This is a genomic window from Flavobacterium anhuiense, assembly GCF_001705175.1.
GTDB lineage: Bacteria > Bacteroidota > Bacteroidia > Flavobacteriales > Flavobacteriaceae > Flavobacterium > Flavobacterium anhuiense.
In genome coordinates this window covers 326,020-341,202 of the sequence record NZ_CP016907.1, presented here as the reverse complement: position 1 = coordinate 341,202, position 15,183 = coordinate 326,020, and the positions used below count along the sequence as shown (strand labels likewise).

General features: G+C 33.9%; 14 protein-coding genes. 5 read left to right on the top strand and 9 right to left on the bottom strand.

Annotation, left to right across the window (positions count from 1 at the left end):
* Nucleotides 1-151 precede the first annotated feature (151 nt).
* The 3 genes from BB050_RS01420 to BB050_RS01410 all read left to right on the top strand — a co-directional run bounded on the left by BB050_RS01420 (nucleotide 152) and on the right by BB050_RS01410 (nucleotide 4,224).
* Entirely contained in the window at nucleotides 152-2,341 is a 2,190-nt protein-coding gene (locus tag BB050_RS01420) for a glutamine synthetase III family protein (protein WP_008462435.1), read from the top strand.
* 227 nt (nucleotides 2,342-2,568) lie between these two features.
* Nucleotides 2,569-3,747, top strand: coding sequence for an AIR synthase related protein (locus tag BB050_RS01415; protein WP_066032328.1), 1,179 nt, complete (start codon nucleotides 2,569-2,571; stop codon nucleotides 3,745-3,747).
* A gap of 120 nt (nucleotides 3,748-3,867) precedes the next feature.
* Complete coding sequence (locus BB050_RS01410; RefSeq protein WP_066032327.1) at nucleotides 3,868-4,224, top strand: hypothetical protein; 357 nt, start codon at nucleotides 3,868-3,870, stop codon at nucleotides 4,222-4,224.
* 37 nt (nucleotides 4,225-4,261) lie between these two features.
* Here BB050_RS01410 and BB050_RS01405 read toward each other — a convergent pair whose 3' ends face one another.
* Nucleotides 4,262-4,885, bottom strand: a complete 624-nt coding sequence (locus BB050_RS01405; RefSeq protein WP_066032326.1) for a M949_RS01915 family surface polysaccharide biosynthesis protein — start codon at nucleotides 4,883-4,885, stop codon at nucleotides 4,262-4,264.
* A gap of 140 nt (nucleotides 4,886-5,025) precedes the next feature.
* Here BB050_RS01405 and BB050_RS01400 point away from each other — a divergent pair, with 140 nt between their 5' ends.
* Nucleotides 5,026-7,365, top strand: a complete 2,340-nt coding sequence (locus BB050_RS01400) for a GH92 family glycosyl hydrolase (protein WP_066032325.1) — start codon at nucleotides 5,026-5,028, stop codon at nucleotides 7,363-7,365.
* Between the two features lie 168 nt (nucleotides 7,366-7,533).
* Nucleotides 7,534-7,977 carry a hypothetical protein gene (locus BB050_RS01395; RefSeq protein WP_066032324.1) on the top strand — a complete coding sequence of 148 codons (444 nt, stop codon included), beginning with the start codon at nucleotides 7,534-7,536 and terminating at the stop codon, nucleotides 7,975-7,977.
* A gap of 165 nt (nucleotides 7,978-8,142) precedes the next feature.
* Here BB050_RS01395 and BB050_RS01390 read toward each other — a convergent pair whose 3' ends face one another.
* From BB050_RS01390 to BB050_RS01355, 8 genes are all read right to left on the bottom strand, one after another.
* On the bottom strand, nucleotides 8,143-9,999 hold the full coding sequence (locus tag BB050_RS01390) for a M61 family metallopeptidase (protein ID WP_066032323.1): 1,857 nt from the start codon (nucleotides 9,997-9,999) through the stop codon (nucleotides 8,143-8,145).
* A 109-nt stretch (nucleotides 10,000-10,108) separates the two neighbouring features.
* A complete protein-coding gene (locus BB050_RS01385) occupies nucleotides 10,109-10,387 on the bottom strand; it encodes a DUF2805 domain-containing protein (RefSeq protein WP_008462445.1) in 279 nt (92 codons plus the stop codon).
* A gap of 121 nt (nucleotides 10,388-10,508) precedes the next feature.
* Entirely contained in the window at nucleotides 10,509-11,336 is an 828-nt protein-coding gene (locus tag BB050_RS01380; RefSeq protein ID WP_066032322.1) for a sterol desaturase family protein, read from the bottom strand.
* A 102-nt stretch (nucleotides 11,337-11,438) separates the two neighbouring features.
* Nucleotides 11,439-11,699, bottom strand: a complete 261-nt coding sequence (locus tag BB050_RS01375) for a GlsB/YeaQ/YmgE family stress response membrane protein (protein WP_066032321.1) — start codon at nucleotides 11,697-11,699, stop codon at nucleotides 11,439-11,441.
* 40 nt (nucleotides 11,700-11,739) lie between these two features.
* Complete coding sequence (aqpZ, locus tag BB050_RS01370) at nucleotides 11,740-12,447, bottom strand: aquaporin Z (protein ID WP_066032320.1); 708 nt, start codon at nucleotides 12,445-12,447, stop codon at nucleotides 11,740-11,742.
* 25 nt (nucleotides 12,448-12,472) lie between these two features.
* Nucleotides 12,473-12,829 (bottom strand): DoxX family protein, encoded by a 357-nt coding sequence (locus BB050_RS01365; RefSeq protein ID WP_066032319.1) that lies wholly within the window; start codon nucleotides 12,827-12,829, stop codon nucleotides 12,473-12,475.
* Between the two features lie 87 nt (nucleotides 12,830-12,916).
* Nucleotides 12,917-13,816, bottom strand: coding sequence for an EamA family transporter (locus BB050_RS01360; protein ID WP_008462450.1), 900 nt, complete (start codon nucleotides 13,814-13,816; stop codon nucleotides 12,917-12,919).
* 221 nt (nucleotides 13,817-14,037) lie between these two features.
* Nucleotides 14,038-15,162: a peptidylprolyl isomerase gene (locus tag BB050_RS01355; protein WP_066032318.1), complete on the bottom strand. Its 1,125-nt coding sequence runs from the start codon at nucleotides 15,160-15,162 to the stop codon at nucleotides 14,038-14,040.
* Nucleotides 15,163-15,183 lie beyond the last annotated feature (21 nt).

Genomic DNA, 15,183 nt, shown 5'->3' with positions numbered 1-15,183 from the left:
TGAATTCATTATTCTTCATAAAAAGCGTCTTATGTTGAAAAATCGTTGACTAAATTTCTATTGTTTATATTTAAAATAGGCTCATTTATTGTTTATATTTGTCTCTTATTTTTTTAATGAAAATTATTACGAATTTAAAATATACATAACCATGTCAACATTACGTTTTCAAGCTTTACAACAAGCATCTAACAGAAAGCCGGTGCATTTTGAAGAAATTGGCCGAAAATCAAATCTTTTCGGTTCAAATGTGTTTAATGAAAAAGCAATGAAGCAATATTTAACTTCAGACGCTTTTAGAGGAGTAAGAGATGCCATCCAGCATGGAACAAAAATAGATAGAAAGCTGGCCGATTATATTGCCATGGGAATGAAAGAGTGGGCTCTTTCTAAGGGAGTGACTCATTATACGCACTGGTTTCAACCATTGACAGGAACTACGGCAGAAAAACATGATGCTTTTTTTGAAACTTCTTATGACGGAAGCGAATCTGTAGAAAAATTTGGAGGCGCGCAATTGGTACAGCAAGAACCAGATGCCTCTAGTTTCCCGAACGGCGGAATCAGAAATACGTTTGAAGCAAGAGGTTATACAGCTTGGGATCCAACTTCTCCAGCTTTTATATATGGTACAACTTTATGTATTCCAACAGTATTTATTGCGTACACTGGTGAGGCTTTAGATAATAAAATTCCTTTATTAAGAGCATTATCTGCAATTGATGAGGCAGCGACTGAAGTTTGTAAATACTTTGACAAAAACGTAAAAAAGGTAACAGCAACTTTAGGATGGGAGCAGGAATATTTCTTGATCGATAAAGCTTTGGCAAATTCTCGCCCAGACTTAATGATGACAGGGAGAACTTTATTAGGACACACGTCTGCAAAAGGACAGCAGTTAGATGATCATTATTTCGGATCTATCCCAACTCGCGCTCTTACCTATATGAGAGATTTGGAGCAGGAATGTATGTTATTGGGTATTCCTGTAAAAACACGTCATAATGAGGTAGCGCCAAATCAGTTTGAGTTGGCTCCGATTTTTGAGGAAACGAATTTAGCAGTTGACCATAACTCTTTATTAATGGATGTAATGCAGAGAGTGGCAGAGCGTCATGACTTTAAAGTATTATTTCACGAAAAACCATTTAAAGGAGTTAACGGTTCCGGGAAACACAACAACTGGTCATTGGCTACCGATACAGGAGTTAATTTATTGAGTCCTAGTAAAACCCCAATGAGCAATTTACAGTTCCTGACTTTCTTTATTAATACAATAAAAGCAGTAAACGATAACGAAACTTTGCTTAGAGCTTCTATTGCAACAGCAAGTAACGATCACAGATTAGGAGCAAACGAAGCGCCGCCAGCGATTATGTCTGTATTTATTGGTGCTCAATTGACAAAAGTTTTATCTGAATTAGAAAGCGTAACAACAGGAAAACTTTCGCCAGAAGAAAAAACAGATTTGAAATTGAATGTTGTTGGTAAAATTCCAGACGTATTATTAGACAATACAGATCGTAACAGAACTTCGCCTTTTGCTTTTACAGGAAATAAATTTGAGTTTAGAGCGGTCGGTTCAAATTCAAACTGTTCAAATGCAATGACAACTTTGAATGCGATTGTAGCAAAACAATTATTTGACTTTAAAAATGAAGTAGAGAATTTGATTGAAAATAAAGACATGAAAAAAGACGATGCAATCTTTAATGTCTTAAGAGAATACATCAAACAATCTAAAAAGATTCTTTTTGAAGGCGACGGTTATAGCGAAGCTTGGGAAAAAGAAGCGGCAAAAAGAGGTTTAAGCAATTTTAAAACTACTCCAGAAGCGATTAAGGCTAAGGTTTCTAAACAAGCATTGGATTTGTTTGAGCAATTAGGAATTTTTAATCATGTTGAAGCTGAAGCGCGTTATGAAATCGAACTGGAAGAATACACAAAAAAAATCCAAATTGAAGGACGTGTTTTAGGAGATATTGCTAGAAATCATGTTATCCCAACTGCAATTCGTTACCAAAATACTTTAATTGACAACGTTAAAGGATTAAAAGAAATTTTCGGAAAAGATTTTGAAGCATTAGCCAAAGAGCAGATTGTTTTAATTAAAGAAATTTCAGGTCATATTGAAGGAATCAATTCTAAAGTATTGGCAATGACTAACGAAAGAAAGAAAGCAAATCAATTGACAGATGCTCAAAAAATGGCAGAAGCGTATTGCAATAATGTGAAGCCATATTTTGAAGATATTCGTAATCACTGTGATAAATTAGAGCTGCTAGTAGATGACGAAAGCTGGACATTGACTAAATACAGAGAATTATTATTTACGAAATAATAGTTTTTGCTAAATATTTTTTTGCCACGAATTGCACGAATTCCCACGAATTCCCACGAATTTATTTTTTTTAAATGATCTGATTTAGATGATTTTATAAAAAGAATTAAAATTTGTGAAAATTAGTGTAATTCGTGGCAAACTTTTTTTGAATCAAGCATGCGAATCATTCAAAAGAATTAAAAAAAGGGATTATCTTTGCACCACATCAACACAAACTAATTTTCATGAGTTCAGATTCTAGCAAAAGATATGCACAAAGAGGTGTTTCGGCATCAAAAGAAGACGTACATAACGCTATAAAAAATATTGACAAAGGTTTATTTCCGCAAGCATTTTGTAAAATTGTTCCTGATTATCTAACACAGGATGATGAGCATTGCCTTATTATGCACGCAGATGGAGCAGGTACAAAGTCGTCTTTGGCTTATATGTATTGGAAAGAAACTGGAGATCTTTCAGTTTGGAAAGGAATCGCTCAAGATGCCTTAATCATGAATATTGATGATTTATTATGTGTTGGTGCAACAGATAATATTTTGCTTTCTTCTACTATTGGAAGAAATAAAAATTTAATTCCTGCCGAAGTTATTTCTGCCATCATCAACGGAACAGAAGAGTTAATCAACGAATTAAAATCATTTGGAGTTACTATTCATTCAACAGGTGGAGAAACTGCTGATGTTGGAGATGTAGTTCGTACTATTATTGTAGACTCAACAGTAACAGCAAGAATGAAACGCTCTGATGTTGTAGATAATGCAAACATTCAAGCTGGAGATGTAATTGTTGGTTTGGCTTCTTTTGGTAAGGCAACTTACGAAAAAAGCTATAACGGCGGAATGGGAAGTAACGGATTAACTTCAGCGCGTCACGACGTTTTCGGCAAATATTTGGCTAAAAAATATCCTGAAAGTTACGATGCAGCAGTTCCAGAAGAATTAATTTATTCTGGACAAGTAAATTTGACTGATGAGGTAGAAAACAGTCCGATAAATGCAGGTCAGTTAGTGCTTTCGCCAACTAGAACTTACGCCCCAATTATCAAAAAGATTTTAGATAAGTATACTCCAAAAGATATTCACGGAATGGTACATTGCAGCGGTGGCGCACAAACTAAAATTTTACATTTCGTAAAAGATTTGCACGTTATAAAAGATAATTTATTTCCAGTGCCGCCATTGTTCAAATTAATTCAAGAACAATCAAAAACAGATTGGAAGGAAATGTATCAAGTCTTCAACTGCGGTCACAGAATGGAGCTTTATGTTCCGGAAAATATCGCACAAGATATTATTGAAATTTCGAAATCATTCAATGTAGACGCACAAATCGTAGGTAGAGTAGAAGCTTCGGATTCTAAAAAACTTACTATTACTAGCGAATACGGAACATTCAATTATTAATTTTAAAGTTGCAAAGGTTCAAAGGTTCAGAGTTGCAAAGATTTTGAAACTTTTAAAAATAATTATTAAATTTAGAGATGCATAATTGTGCATCTCTATCTTTTTTTAAAACATTATATTATGTACGAATTACTTTTTTGGAGATATCTAGACGAAATTTACCTGAATAATCAGGAAGTTTATGAAGCGCTTGTTGAAAAACAAGAAGTTGAAGGTCTGGCAGAACTTCAAGTTGAAGTAATCGTGAATAGAATCAATTCTGTTTTTTCTGAATGGGAAAGAGTGGATGAAAATAGCTGGAAGAATTCAAAAGGGAAAGGTGCATTTCAAGTAATTACCACTCCGCAAAGTATAAAAATTGACTGCTACGGGACAGAAGGAAAAACCATGAATAAATTAGTAGATATCATGGAAGAATTCAAATGCCCGCTTTACGATCCGCAAGTTCCAGAACGTTATGATGAAATGAGCGAATAGCAATTATCAATTATCAATTGACAATTATCAATTAAATCTACCCGTTTTTCAAAAGCACATTCTGTTCTTTTCTCATTTTTTCAGTCAATTGATTGATGTACGTTTTTATTTTCTGCGGAAGCGTATTCCAACTTTGATCCTTTTCAAAACTTCTGCAATTATCGAAATCGCATTCAACTGCGCGAATGACATATTTTTTGTTTTTATAAACCGTAATAATTTTTACGCGTCTTATATAGCCATCTTCGTTGCGAGTTCCATACACAATAACAGGTTCAATATAACCGTCGCCATCAATATCTTTTGTGCTGCAATATTTTGTCCAGAACCAAATATTTTTTTCTTTTGGGAGAGTATCTTCAAGTAAGTCGTTAATTCTCCATTTTTCCAAAAAACCGCCGTGATCATTTGTGACACAAACCGCCTGTATTTTGGTGTTTAGAGTATCTTTCTTGGAAATGGTTTTCTGGTTTTCGCCCAAAACCAATTCATAAACACCGCCTTTATCACTAAACTCAAACGCTCTGTAGATCGGAAAATCAGTTAGATTTTCGAGTTCTCGTTGCGCAATTTCCTGTTTCGTTAATTTATGGCTTTCAATTTTTTGAGAAAAAATAAATGAAGAAGAAAAAGAAAGTAAAATTAAAATATATTTTTTCATGTTTAGATTCGGCTTTTAGTAGACCAAAGATATTTAAACCTTTTGAGTCCTGCTAAATTTATGTTTTTTAAAAATAGATTTTGTTGTACTTTTCTGCGTGAAATGAAAACACAAAGATTTCAGAAAATAAAAAATCTAAAATGATCAGAACTAACTTTAAAAATTGCTTTTTCGGACTATCAATTTTACTGTTCGCTTTTTCAAGTACTGTAAATGGGCAGAAGAAAGTAACTGAAAAAAGAAACCTTATTCAGTATGTTGATCCGATGATTGGAACAGCCAAAATGGGACATACTTATCCAGGAGCAACAGTTCCTTTTGGGAGCGTACAATTGAGCCCAGAAACGGACACTATTGCTTATAGTTTAAACGGAAAATATAACGGCGAAGTCTATAAATACTGTGCTGGTTATCAGTACGAAGATAAAACGATTGTAGGTTTCAGCCATACCCATTTCAGTGGAACAGGTCATTCAGATTTAGGCGATTTCTTGATTATGCCAACAACAGGAAAACTACAATTAAATCCAGGTGTGGCATCAAAACCATTATCGGGTTATAGATCGGCATTTTCGCATTCGACAGAAAAAGCTGAACCAGCTTACTACAGTGTTTTTTTGGAAGATCATAAAATAAAAGCAGAATTGACTGCAACAACTCGTGTCGGAATGCATCAGTATACTTTTCCAAAATCTGATGAAGCACACATCATTTTCGATTTGACTTCAGGAATTTATAATTATGATAAAAAGAATGTTTGGACATTTGTTCGTATAGAAAACGATACTCTGATAACAGGATACCGTCAGACAAACGGTTGGGCAAGAACCAGAACAGTTTATTTTGCAATGACATTCAATAAACCAATTAAGAGTTACGGACAAGCGGCTCAAGAAAAAAGCGTTTACAGAGGTTTCTGGGGAAGATTTGATCAAACGAAAAATTTTCCAGAAATGGCAGGACAAAACCTAAAATTGTTTTTTGATTTTGATACGAATGAAGGAGAAAAAATCAAAATCAAAATGGCATTGTCGCCTGTGAGTTCTGCGGGAGCATTAGAAAACATGAAAAAAGAAACACCTGATTGGGATTTCGAAAAAGTAAAAAAGCAAAGTCAGGAAGTTTGGAATAAAGAATTGAATAAAGTTCAGGTTGAAACCACTCAAAAGGAAGATTTGGTTAATTTTTATACCGCAATGTATCATTCATTTTTAGGTCCAACTGAATACATGGATTTAGACGGAAATTATAAAGGTCTGGATATGAATGTTCATAAAGCAGAAAGCTTTACCAATTATACCAGTTATTCGCTTTGGGATACGTACCGTGCTTTGCATCCATTATTTAATATTGTGCAGCCAAAAAGAAACGGAGATATGGTAAGTTCGATGCTGGCACATTCAGATCAAAGCGTTCATAAAATGCTTCCAATCTGGTCGCATTATGCAAACGAAAATTGGTGTATGATTGGATATCATTCGGTTTCGGTTGTGGCAGATGCAATTGTAAAAGGCAATATCAGTTTTGATTCTGAAAAAGCGCTTCAAGCTTGTGTAAATACTGCTAAAGTGCCGTATTATGATGGTTTAGAATTTTATATGAATAAAGGATATGTTCCAGAAGATAAAAATGGCGCTTCGGTTTCTAAAACTTTAGAATATGCTTATGATGATTGGGCAATCGCTCAGGCAGCAAAGAAATTAGGAAAGACAGCTATTTATAATGAATTCATCAATAGATCGAAAAATTATAAAAATGTCTATGATGAAAAAACAGGTTTCATGCGTCCGAAATTGAATGACGGAACATTTAAAAAAGAATTTGACCCATTAGATACCCACGGACAAGGTTTTATTGAAGGAAATTCATGGAATTATAGTTTGTATGTTCCGCAAGATCCTGCCGATATGATAAAATTGATGGGTGGAAATGAGAAATTTAAAGTTCGTTTAGATTCGTTATTCAACATGCATCTTCCAGACAAATATTTTGAGAATACAGAAGACATAACAAGAGACGGAATCATAGGAAATTATGTTCATGGAAATGAGCCTTCGCATCATGTTGTGTACTTGTACAACTGGACAGATTCTCCGTGGAAAGCTCAAGATAAAATTAGAATGATTTCGAAAAAAATGTACCGAAATGGCGCTGAAGGTTTAGGAGGAAATGATGATTTCGGGCAAATGAGTGCTTGGTATATTTTTAGTAGTTTAGGATTTTATCCAGTTGCTCCAGGTTCTGATGAATATGCATTAGGAAGTCCGCTGATGAAAAATGCTGTTTTGAATTTAGAAAACGGAAAAACTTTTGAAGTAGAAACCATAAATCAATCAGATAAAAATGTATTTGTTTCAAAAGTACTTTTGAATGGAAAAGAACTTTCGAGACCTTTCTTGAAACATGAAGATGTTATGAATGGCGGAAAAATTACTTTTTATATGAGCAACAAGCCAAATAAGAAGCAATATCAAAATTAGTTTTACATCTGTCACCCTGAGCGGAGTCGAAGGGCTTTCTAGCTTGAGGGCTTCGACTCCGCTCAGCCTGACAAAACGATATTATTTTAATTCGTGAAAATTTGTGAAATTCGTGGCAAAACAATAAAAAACTTCACGAAATTTGCACTTCAAATAAAGACAATCAATATGAAGATCAATTTAAAATCAGGAATAGATAAACTGCTTTTCGGAATGAAGCAGAATGACGTAACGGCTGCTTTAGGAAAACCTGATAAAAACTATAAAGACGAAGATGATAACGTAATTTTTGTTTACAATGCTCATAAAATGAGATTAACTTTTTATCAGGAAGAAGATCTTAAATTGGGATATATTGTAGCTTCAAGTAATGACTTAGAAGTTTTCGGATTCAAATTAATCGGAAGAAAAATCGCTGATGTAAAGAAAGATTTCGCTGCAAAAGGAATCAATAAATACAATCAAGAGACTTTTGATACTTTTGAAAACTATTTCAACGAAGACAATTGGTTTATCCTTCAAACTGAATTTGATGAGGTAGTGAAGTTTGAAATTGGAGCGATCATCAACAACAAAGATGAGTTTGATTGGAAATTTCCTGTGAAGAAATAGGTATAATATTGTCATCCTGACGAAGGAAGGATCACACAAGAAACTCCACAAAGTATATTTGATAATCTTTGACGATTAGCAAGTGCGATCCTTCGTTCCTTAGGATGACAAAGCATAAAAAAACCGACAATCACTTGTCGGTTTTTTTTATGCTTTAAAAGGAAATTAACCTTTTAGCCATGCGTTTTTAAGTTTCTCTTTTGAGGCATCAGTTGCTTTAAAAGTTTCAGCTTCTTCGAATGGAAGTTTTACAGTGCCTTTAATGGTTTCTTCTTTTCCGCCACGTTTTACTTTCAAGGTAATTGGGTCATTATCTTTCCAGTTTTCGCTTTCAGTAACCAAATCATAAATGTTATCCAAATTGTATGATTTATTATTTACAGCTAAGATTTTATCACCACCTTTTAAATTCAGATTTTTATAAAAATCAACAGATTCTGAATCTGGGCGAACAGCAATTTCTTTTGTTGCTTTATCAACCGTAATGTATGGAGTTTGGCCTTTAATAAACGGATTTCCAGATTTTTTCTCCATTGCTTTTGTAACACCAACTTTAGCTAAGTAAAAATCGTAAGGAATTGGAGTAGTTCCAGCCACATATTTGTTTAAAAATTCTCCAACTTCAGGATAAGTCAATGAAGTGATTTTAGCAAATAATTCATCGTCATTGAACGGTTTTTCAACACCATATTCATCAGATAATTTATGCATTAAATCAAGAATTCCTCTTTCTCCGTTACTTTTTTCTCTAATGATAATATCGATGCACATTCCAATTAAAGCTCCTTTTTGGTACACATTTAAGTATTGGTCTTTATAAGGCTGTTCTAATACATTTTTACTCATTACAGTAAAAGACATTGTATCATCTAATTGTTTAGATTGTGCAATTTTGTCGGCAATACGAGTATAGAATTCAGATTCGTCAATCAAACCTTGGTTGATTTGGAAAAGATTAGCAAAATATTCTGTTACACCTTCATACATCCATAAATGTTCAGACATTTTTGGTGCATTGTAGTCAAAATACTGAATTTCTTTTGAGTGAATAGTTAATGGAGTTACAATATGAAAAAACTCGTGAGAAACCACATCTTTCATAGATTCTACCAATTTTTCTTTTGGCATAGATTCTGGCAAAACTACCGTTGTAGCAGTTGGATGTTCCAAAGCTCCAAATCCGTGAGCATCATCTTTTGCCATGCTTGACAAGTATAATAACACAGTATATTTTTTAGTAGAATTTACTTTTCCTAAAAAGTTTTTCTGCGCGGTCATCATCGTTTTCATCTCTGGAGTAATGCTTTCAGCAGTATATTTTCCAGTAGGCGAGTATACGGCAATTAAGATATCCATTCCGTTTACATTAAAAGTAGTGTAATCAGGTTTAGAATACATAATTGGGTTTTCTACCAAAATTGCATAACGAGAAGTCGTGAACACATCAGAAGTATTGCTTGCATCCTGATCTGTCATAGAAGTTGCTCCCCAAAGTGTTTCAGGATGAGTGATAGTAACTTTGTACGGAACATCTAATTTATCTTTAAAATACCCCACAAATCCATGCGTATTAACCATGAAATTTTTTCCCGCGTCGATGTTTGTTCCTGCAGGAGAGAAAACATCATCGTTTCCAAATCCAGTTCCTTTTTCAGTATCGAAAGTATCGTTTACTAAATAAGTAATTCTTTTTAGTGTTTTTGCGTTTGAAATAGACCAAGAATTATCGTCTAATCTTTTTACTGTAAGAGGATTGCCTTTAGCATCAAATGCTCTGAAGTCTTCAGAATATTTTCCGTAGTTGTCTGTTGAATACGTACCAGGAACGGTTTTCGGGATACTGTAAACAATTTCATCCGTTTTAATGGCTGGTGGTGTGACTGTTACTAAGACTTTATCGTCTTTAACATCCGTTAAATTGATATTAACTTCAACTATATTGCTTTTTGCGGCTCCTGTGCTCCCTGTTTTACAGCTCCAAAAAGTGACCGCTAGAGCTAAGGTGTAAAGTATTTTTTTCATTTGTATATGTTTAGTTAATGTATTTGTCACAAAAAGCATTAAAAAGTTACTAAAAAATCACAATAAATTTAATAATAAAAAAAAACTCCTGAAAAACAGGAGCTCTATGTTAGTCTAATTTATTCTTAATATAATATTTTCCGTCCAAATCTTCATCAAAATCATCTATTTTAACTGGTTTTGGTTTTGGCTTGTTCGCAATTGCCTTCTTTTTCCACATCTCAAATTTTTCAAGAGGCATTTTCTTTTTCATGATGTCCAGGACTTCTTTTTCTGCCAATCCAAATTCTTTTTTTATAATTTCAAATGGATTTCTTTCTTCTAAAGCTAACGAAACAAGTCTTTCGGTTTGTTCCGGAGTTAATTCTTTGCGGCTACTCTTTTTCATCTCGTGAAAATTAATTCAAAATAGGGTGTTAATTATTAATAGATTGATTTTCAATTCTTGTATCAATATTAAAAAAAAAAATAATAAGTTGGTTCAGGAAAGTGCACTTTTTTTAGAGAATTTAGCTGTTTTTAAAGGATCTTGATTTTTGAAATGGAATTTTTAACAAATTCTTCAATTCATTATTTTCCTCAGGAAGCATATGAGTATCTACACCGTATACAAGCTGATCTTTGGGCAAATAGGTGAAAGTTCTAAAAAGTCTGTCCCAGACAGAAAAAATATTTCCGTAATTGCTATCCGTGTAAGGCAGCACATAATGATGGTGAACTTTATGCATATTTGGAGAAACGATAAAATAACTTAAGAAAACATCTAATTTTTCTGGAAGCGAAATATTGGCGTGATTAAATTGTGAAGCAATAACAGATAATGACTGATAGAGGAAGACCATCCACATTGGTGTTCCAACAATTAAAACGCCAAAAGTGGTAAAAACAAAACGGACTACGCTTTCTCCTGGATGATGTCTATTTGCTGTTGTAGTGTCGATCCAAGTGTCGGTATGGTGCACCAAATGAAACTGCCATAAAATTTTTACTTTGTGTTCTACCAAATGAGCTAAATAAGCCCCAATTAAATCCAAAAGCAATAACCCAATTATGGCATAAAGCCAAATAGGCATTTGCGGAAGCCATTGCAGAATTCCAAAATTATTTTCGATTGTCCATGCCGCGGTTTTTATTAAAATAAACGCAAGAATAAAGTTGACTACAATGGTGGTGAAGGTAAAAAAGAAATTTATTCCAGCATGAGGCCATTTTTTATATTGCATTTTAAACAAAGGGAAACTGTTTTCAATAAGCCAGAAAATAGTAATGCCACCAACCAGAAAAAGGCTTCTATGCGACGATGGAATCGTACTGAAGTAAGAAATGATTTCGTTCATAATACATACATATTTGAGTTGAAATAAAATTTTCTTGTCGATTTTATCCAAAAAAAGAGAAAATCAAATATAAATATATCAGATTTTCTCTTTCGATTTCAATTATGTACCAACTAATTGGTTATTATTTTTGATGAGGCTGATTATAAATAATAAAACCCAAGCACCACCTACGGCAATCAGAATTTGCCAAAGAAGACCTCCGCCTCCTATACCAAGTTTTCCGGCGATCCATCCTCCGATAAATCCGCCTATGATTCCAACAACGATGTTGCCAAGTAATCCAAAACCAGAACCTTTCCAGATTTGACCGGCTAGCCATCCAGAAATGGCTCCTATAAGTAAGAAATATAAAAATTCCATATTTTATTTTTTTTTTGATGATATGTCGACTTTTTCTCTTTTATGCTTCGGCATGATTTTGAAGCAGTGTCTTATAAAGGAAACCAGCCGCTAATGCACCAAGAATAGGGGCGACCCAAAACAGCCAAACCTGAGATAATGGCTCTCCACCAACAAAAATAGCTTGAGATAATGATCTTGCAGGATTTACAGAAGTATTTGTAATTGGAATACTGATTAGGTGTATTAATGTCAAAGCCAAACCAATTGCGATTCCAGCAAATCTGCCGTTTGCAAATTTATCAGTTGCTCCTAAAATTACTAATAAGAAGAATAAAGTAAGTACAAATTCTGCAATAAAAGCAGACTGTAATGAATAACCATCAGGAGAAAAAGCTCCAAAACCATTAGATGCAAAGGCACCGGCTTTTGTGTTGTCTATTGCAAAACCAGCTTTTCCAGAAGCTATTGTGTATAAAGTTCCGGCAGCAGCAGCAGCTCCAACACATTGTGCAATGATGTACGGAATAATATCTTTACCAGAAAATCTTCCGCCTGCCCACAAACCAAAAGAAACCGCTGGATTAAAATGACCGCCAGAAATATGACCAACAGCGTATGCCATGGTAAGTACCGTTAAACCAAAAGCTAAAGCAACACCCGCAAATCCGATTCCTAAATCTGGAATTCCAGCAGCAAAAATTGCGCTTCCGCATCCGCCAAAAACAAGCCAATAAGTCCCAAAAAACTCTGCAAATAATTTTTTCATAATAAAATAATTTAATGGTTAATGTTTAGAATGTATATTGGTAAGCCCAATAAATTAAAACAATTTGTAAGGGCAAACGTACAAATAAAATCCATCTTGGTAAACCAAAACCTGCTTTTTTATTTTGAAACATGTACAAATTAGCAGGAAATACAGCAATTAATAGCATTATAATTCCCCAGGCGGCAAAATGTGATGAAAAAGGCAGGAGCAGAAAGATGCCTAAAATGATTTCGGCGGCACCACTTAAAATATTTATTAATTTGGGGTTTTTAAATGCAGGCGGAATGATTTTTATGTACATTCCAGGATTTCTAAAATGATTTAGTCCAGCAAGAATATATAAGGAAGCCATTAAATATAAATGCCAAGGTAAAATCATGATATTTAATTGTTTATCACGAAATTATAAAAAAATTAACAATTATTGCATTACAGAACTGTTTTTTTTAATAATGCTTATTTGGAGTTATCTTTTAGGCTTGAAATTTACATTCATAATAATAATGGCTAGAATGATCAATACAATTCCAACCCATTGAGAAAAGATTACTTTTTCGTTTAATAAAACATAGGCCATCATTACAGAAACTGGCAGTTCAAGCGCAGAAACTATGCTTCCTAATCCAATTCCCGTTAAAGGAAATCCAGCAGTCATTAAAAGCGGTGGAATTATAGTGCCAAACAATGATAAAACAATTCCCCATTTTAAGAAGATTTCTAGATTGAATGCAGTTACCTGAGTTGCAAAAGCGAATGAAAAAACAATAATAGCACCGCCTAGAAGCATATAAAGACTTCTTTGCGCTGAAGAAATTTCGGTTGCGACACGATTGGCAGTAAACATTGTTGTAGTGAAAGAAGCTGCGGCCAGCATTCCCCAAACTAAACCTCTCCAGTCTAATTTGATATCATTATTGATAATATTGGTTGCTAAAACAGTTCCGAAAAGCACAATACATACAGCAATTACCTTTTGTTTTGAAGGCAATTTCTTTTCTAAAATCATTTCAAGTAAAACTCCCATCCAAACGGTTTGCATTAATAAAACGATTCCAATAGAAACAGGAATATATTTGACAGCCAAATAGTAAAATAAACTTGTCATTCCTAATGAAGTTCCTGCGAGCATTAAGTTGAAAATGTTTTTAGGAGATGCTTTTACGGCTGTATTTTTGTTTTTAATGCGCTGAAAAAGATTGATTATAAGAATACCTAGAATTCCGTAAATAAATTGTGAGGTTGTGACTTCTGCAGTTGTGTATCCTTCAGAATAAGCCATTTTTACAAATGTGGCCAACATTCCGTAAGTGGTTGCTCCCAAAGCAACAAGAAAAACACCTTTTAATACATTATTTTGCGACGTCATAAATTATCTGTTTTAAAAAATTAAGCCGGCAAAGGTAAGCTATTTTGTTTAGGATTCTATCGTACTATGTTGAAAATGGTAATTAAATGGCAACAAAAATGGGTTTTAAAGTCTTGAATTAAGAATTCTTTAAAAAACTAAAATGGCGAAAATAGAAAAGCCATCAAAAATAATTCTGATGGCTTTTTATATTTATGAAGAACAAATCTTCTCTTTTCTAATTAATTAGGCTGATTTTGATATGTTTCAATTTCAAAAATCAAAGTTGCATTTGGAGGAATTACACCGCCAGCGCCTTTTTCTCCATACGCTAAATTTGAAGGCAAGAAGAAAGTCGCTTTTTCTCCGTCTGTCATCATATCAAGCGCTTCAATAAAACCAGGAATCATACCGTCTTTTTTACCAACTGTAAAAGGAAAAGCTTTGTAACCGCCTTGAGCATCTCTGTTTGTATCATATTTTCCGTATGTTTTTGCTACTTGAGCCATGCTGCTGTCAAATAAGTTTCCGTCTTCAAAATATCCAGCGTAGTGAAAGTAGATTGTAGAACCTTCAGCACCTTTAACGCCAGTACCTTTTTGAGTTACTACATATTTTAAACCTGTTGAAGTGGCAGTTGCTTTTGCTTTCAAGTCTTTAAAATAAGTTGCTTTAGCCGTTATTACTTTTTTTGCTTCTTCTTTTTTAGCGGCTTCTTTTTTAACATCATCACTTAAAACTTTCAAAGCATCAAATTTCTTTGCTGCAGCGCCTTTGCGTGTAATAACAATTTTTGTCATTACATCGTCCTGAACAATTTTATTTACAACGTCCATTCCAGAAACCACATGTCCAAAAATGGTGTGTTTTCCGTTTAACCAAGGTGTATCTTTATGTGTAATGAAAAATTGGCTTCCGTTTGTTGCAGGACCAGAATTTGCCATAGCTAGCACACCGCCTTTTTCAAATTTTAAATCGTCTACAAATTCATCTTTAAAAGAATATCCTGGACCTCCAGTGCCATTTCCTTCAGGATCACCACCTTGAATCATGAAATCATTAATAACTCTGTGAAATTTTAATCCGTTATAAAATGGTTTTCCTTTAAGAGATGCTTTGACATTAGGATTTGTTCCTTCTGCCAAAGTAATAAAGTTTGCTACTGTAACAGGAGCTTTTACATATTCTAAAGAAAGCACAATGTCTCCTTTTGTCGTAGAAATCGTTGCAAAAATTCCATCACCTGGATTTGCTGCAGCAGTTGCTGCTGTTGCAGGTTTAGCTGCTGGTTTTGCAGCAGGTTTTTTAGTCTGAGCCTGAATATTTACTATTGCTAAGCAAAATAAAAATAGAAATTTAAATTTCATCGCTTTTTAATTTTAAGTCTA

Excerpts from the sequence above, each read along its gene's own strand:
- BB050_RS01420 (WP_008462435.1), top strand. The coding sequence starts at position 152 with ATGTCAACATTACGTTTTCAAGCTTTACAACAAGCATCTAACAGAAAG.
- BB050_RS01395 (WP_066032324.1), top strand. The coding sequence starts at position 7,534 with ATGAAGATCAATTTAAAATCAGGAATAGATAAACTGCTTTTCGGAATG.
- BB050_RS01375 (WP_066032321.1), bottom strand. The coding sequence starts at position 11,699 with ATGGAATTTTTATATTTCTTACTTATAGGAGCCATTTCTGGATGGCTA.
- BB050_RS01385 (WP_008462445.1), bottom strand. The coding sequence starts at position 10,387 with ATGAAAAAGAGTAGCCGCAAAGAATTAACTCCGGAACAAACCGAAAGA.
- BB050_RS01365 (WP_066032319.1), bottom strand. The coding sequence starts at position 12,829 with ATGATTTTACCTTGGCATTTATATTTAATGGCTTCCTTATATATTCTT.
- BB050_RS01400 (WP_066032325.1), top strand. The coding sequence starts at position 5,026 with ATGATCAGAACTAACTTTAAAAATTGCTTTTTCGGACTATCAATTTTA.
- aqpZ (WP_066032320.1), bottom strand. The coding sequence starts at position 12,447 with ATGAAAAAATTATTTGCAGAGTTTTTTGGGACTTATTGGCTTGTTTTT.
- BB050_RS01355 (WP_066032318.1), bottom strand. The coding sequence starts at position 15,162 with ATGAAATTTAAATTTCTATTTTTATTTTGCTTAGCAATAGTAAATATT.
- BB050_RS01410 (WP_066032327.1), top strand. The coding sequence starts at position 3,868 with ATGTACGAATTACTTTTTTGGAGATATCTAGACGAAATTTACCTGAAT.
- BB050_RS01405 (WP_066032326.1), bottom strand. The coding sequence starts at position 4,885 with ATGAAAAAATATATTTTAATTTTACTTTCTTTTTCTTCTTCATTTATT.
- BB050_RS01360 (WP_008462450.1), bottom strand. The coding sequence starts at position 13,816 with ATGACGTCGCAAAATAATGTATTAAAAGGTGTTTTTCTTGTTGCTTTG.
- BB050_RS01390 (WP_066032323.1), bottom strand. The coding sequence starts at position 9,999 with ATGAAAAAAATACTTTACACCTTAGCTCTAGCGGTCACTTTTTGGAGC.
- BB050_RS01380 (WP_066032322.1), bottom strand. The coding sequence starts at position 11,336 with ATGAACGAAATCATTTCTTACTTCAGTACGATTCCATCGTCGCATAGA.
- BB050_RS01415 (WP_066032328.1), top strand. The coding sequence starts at position 2,569 with ATGAGTTCAGATTCTAGCAAAAGATATGCACAAAGAGGTGTTTCGGCA.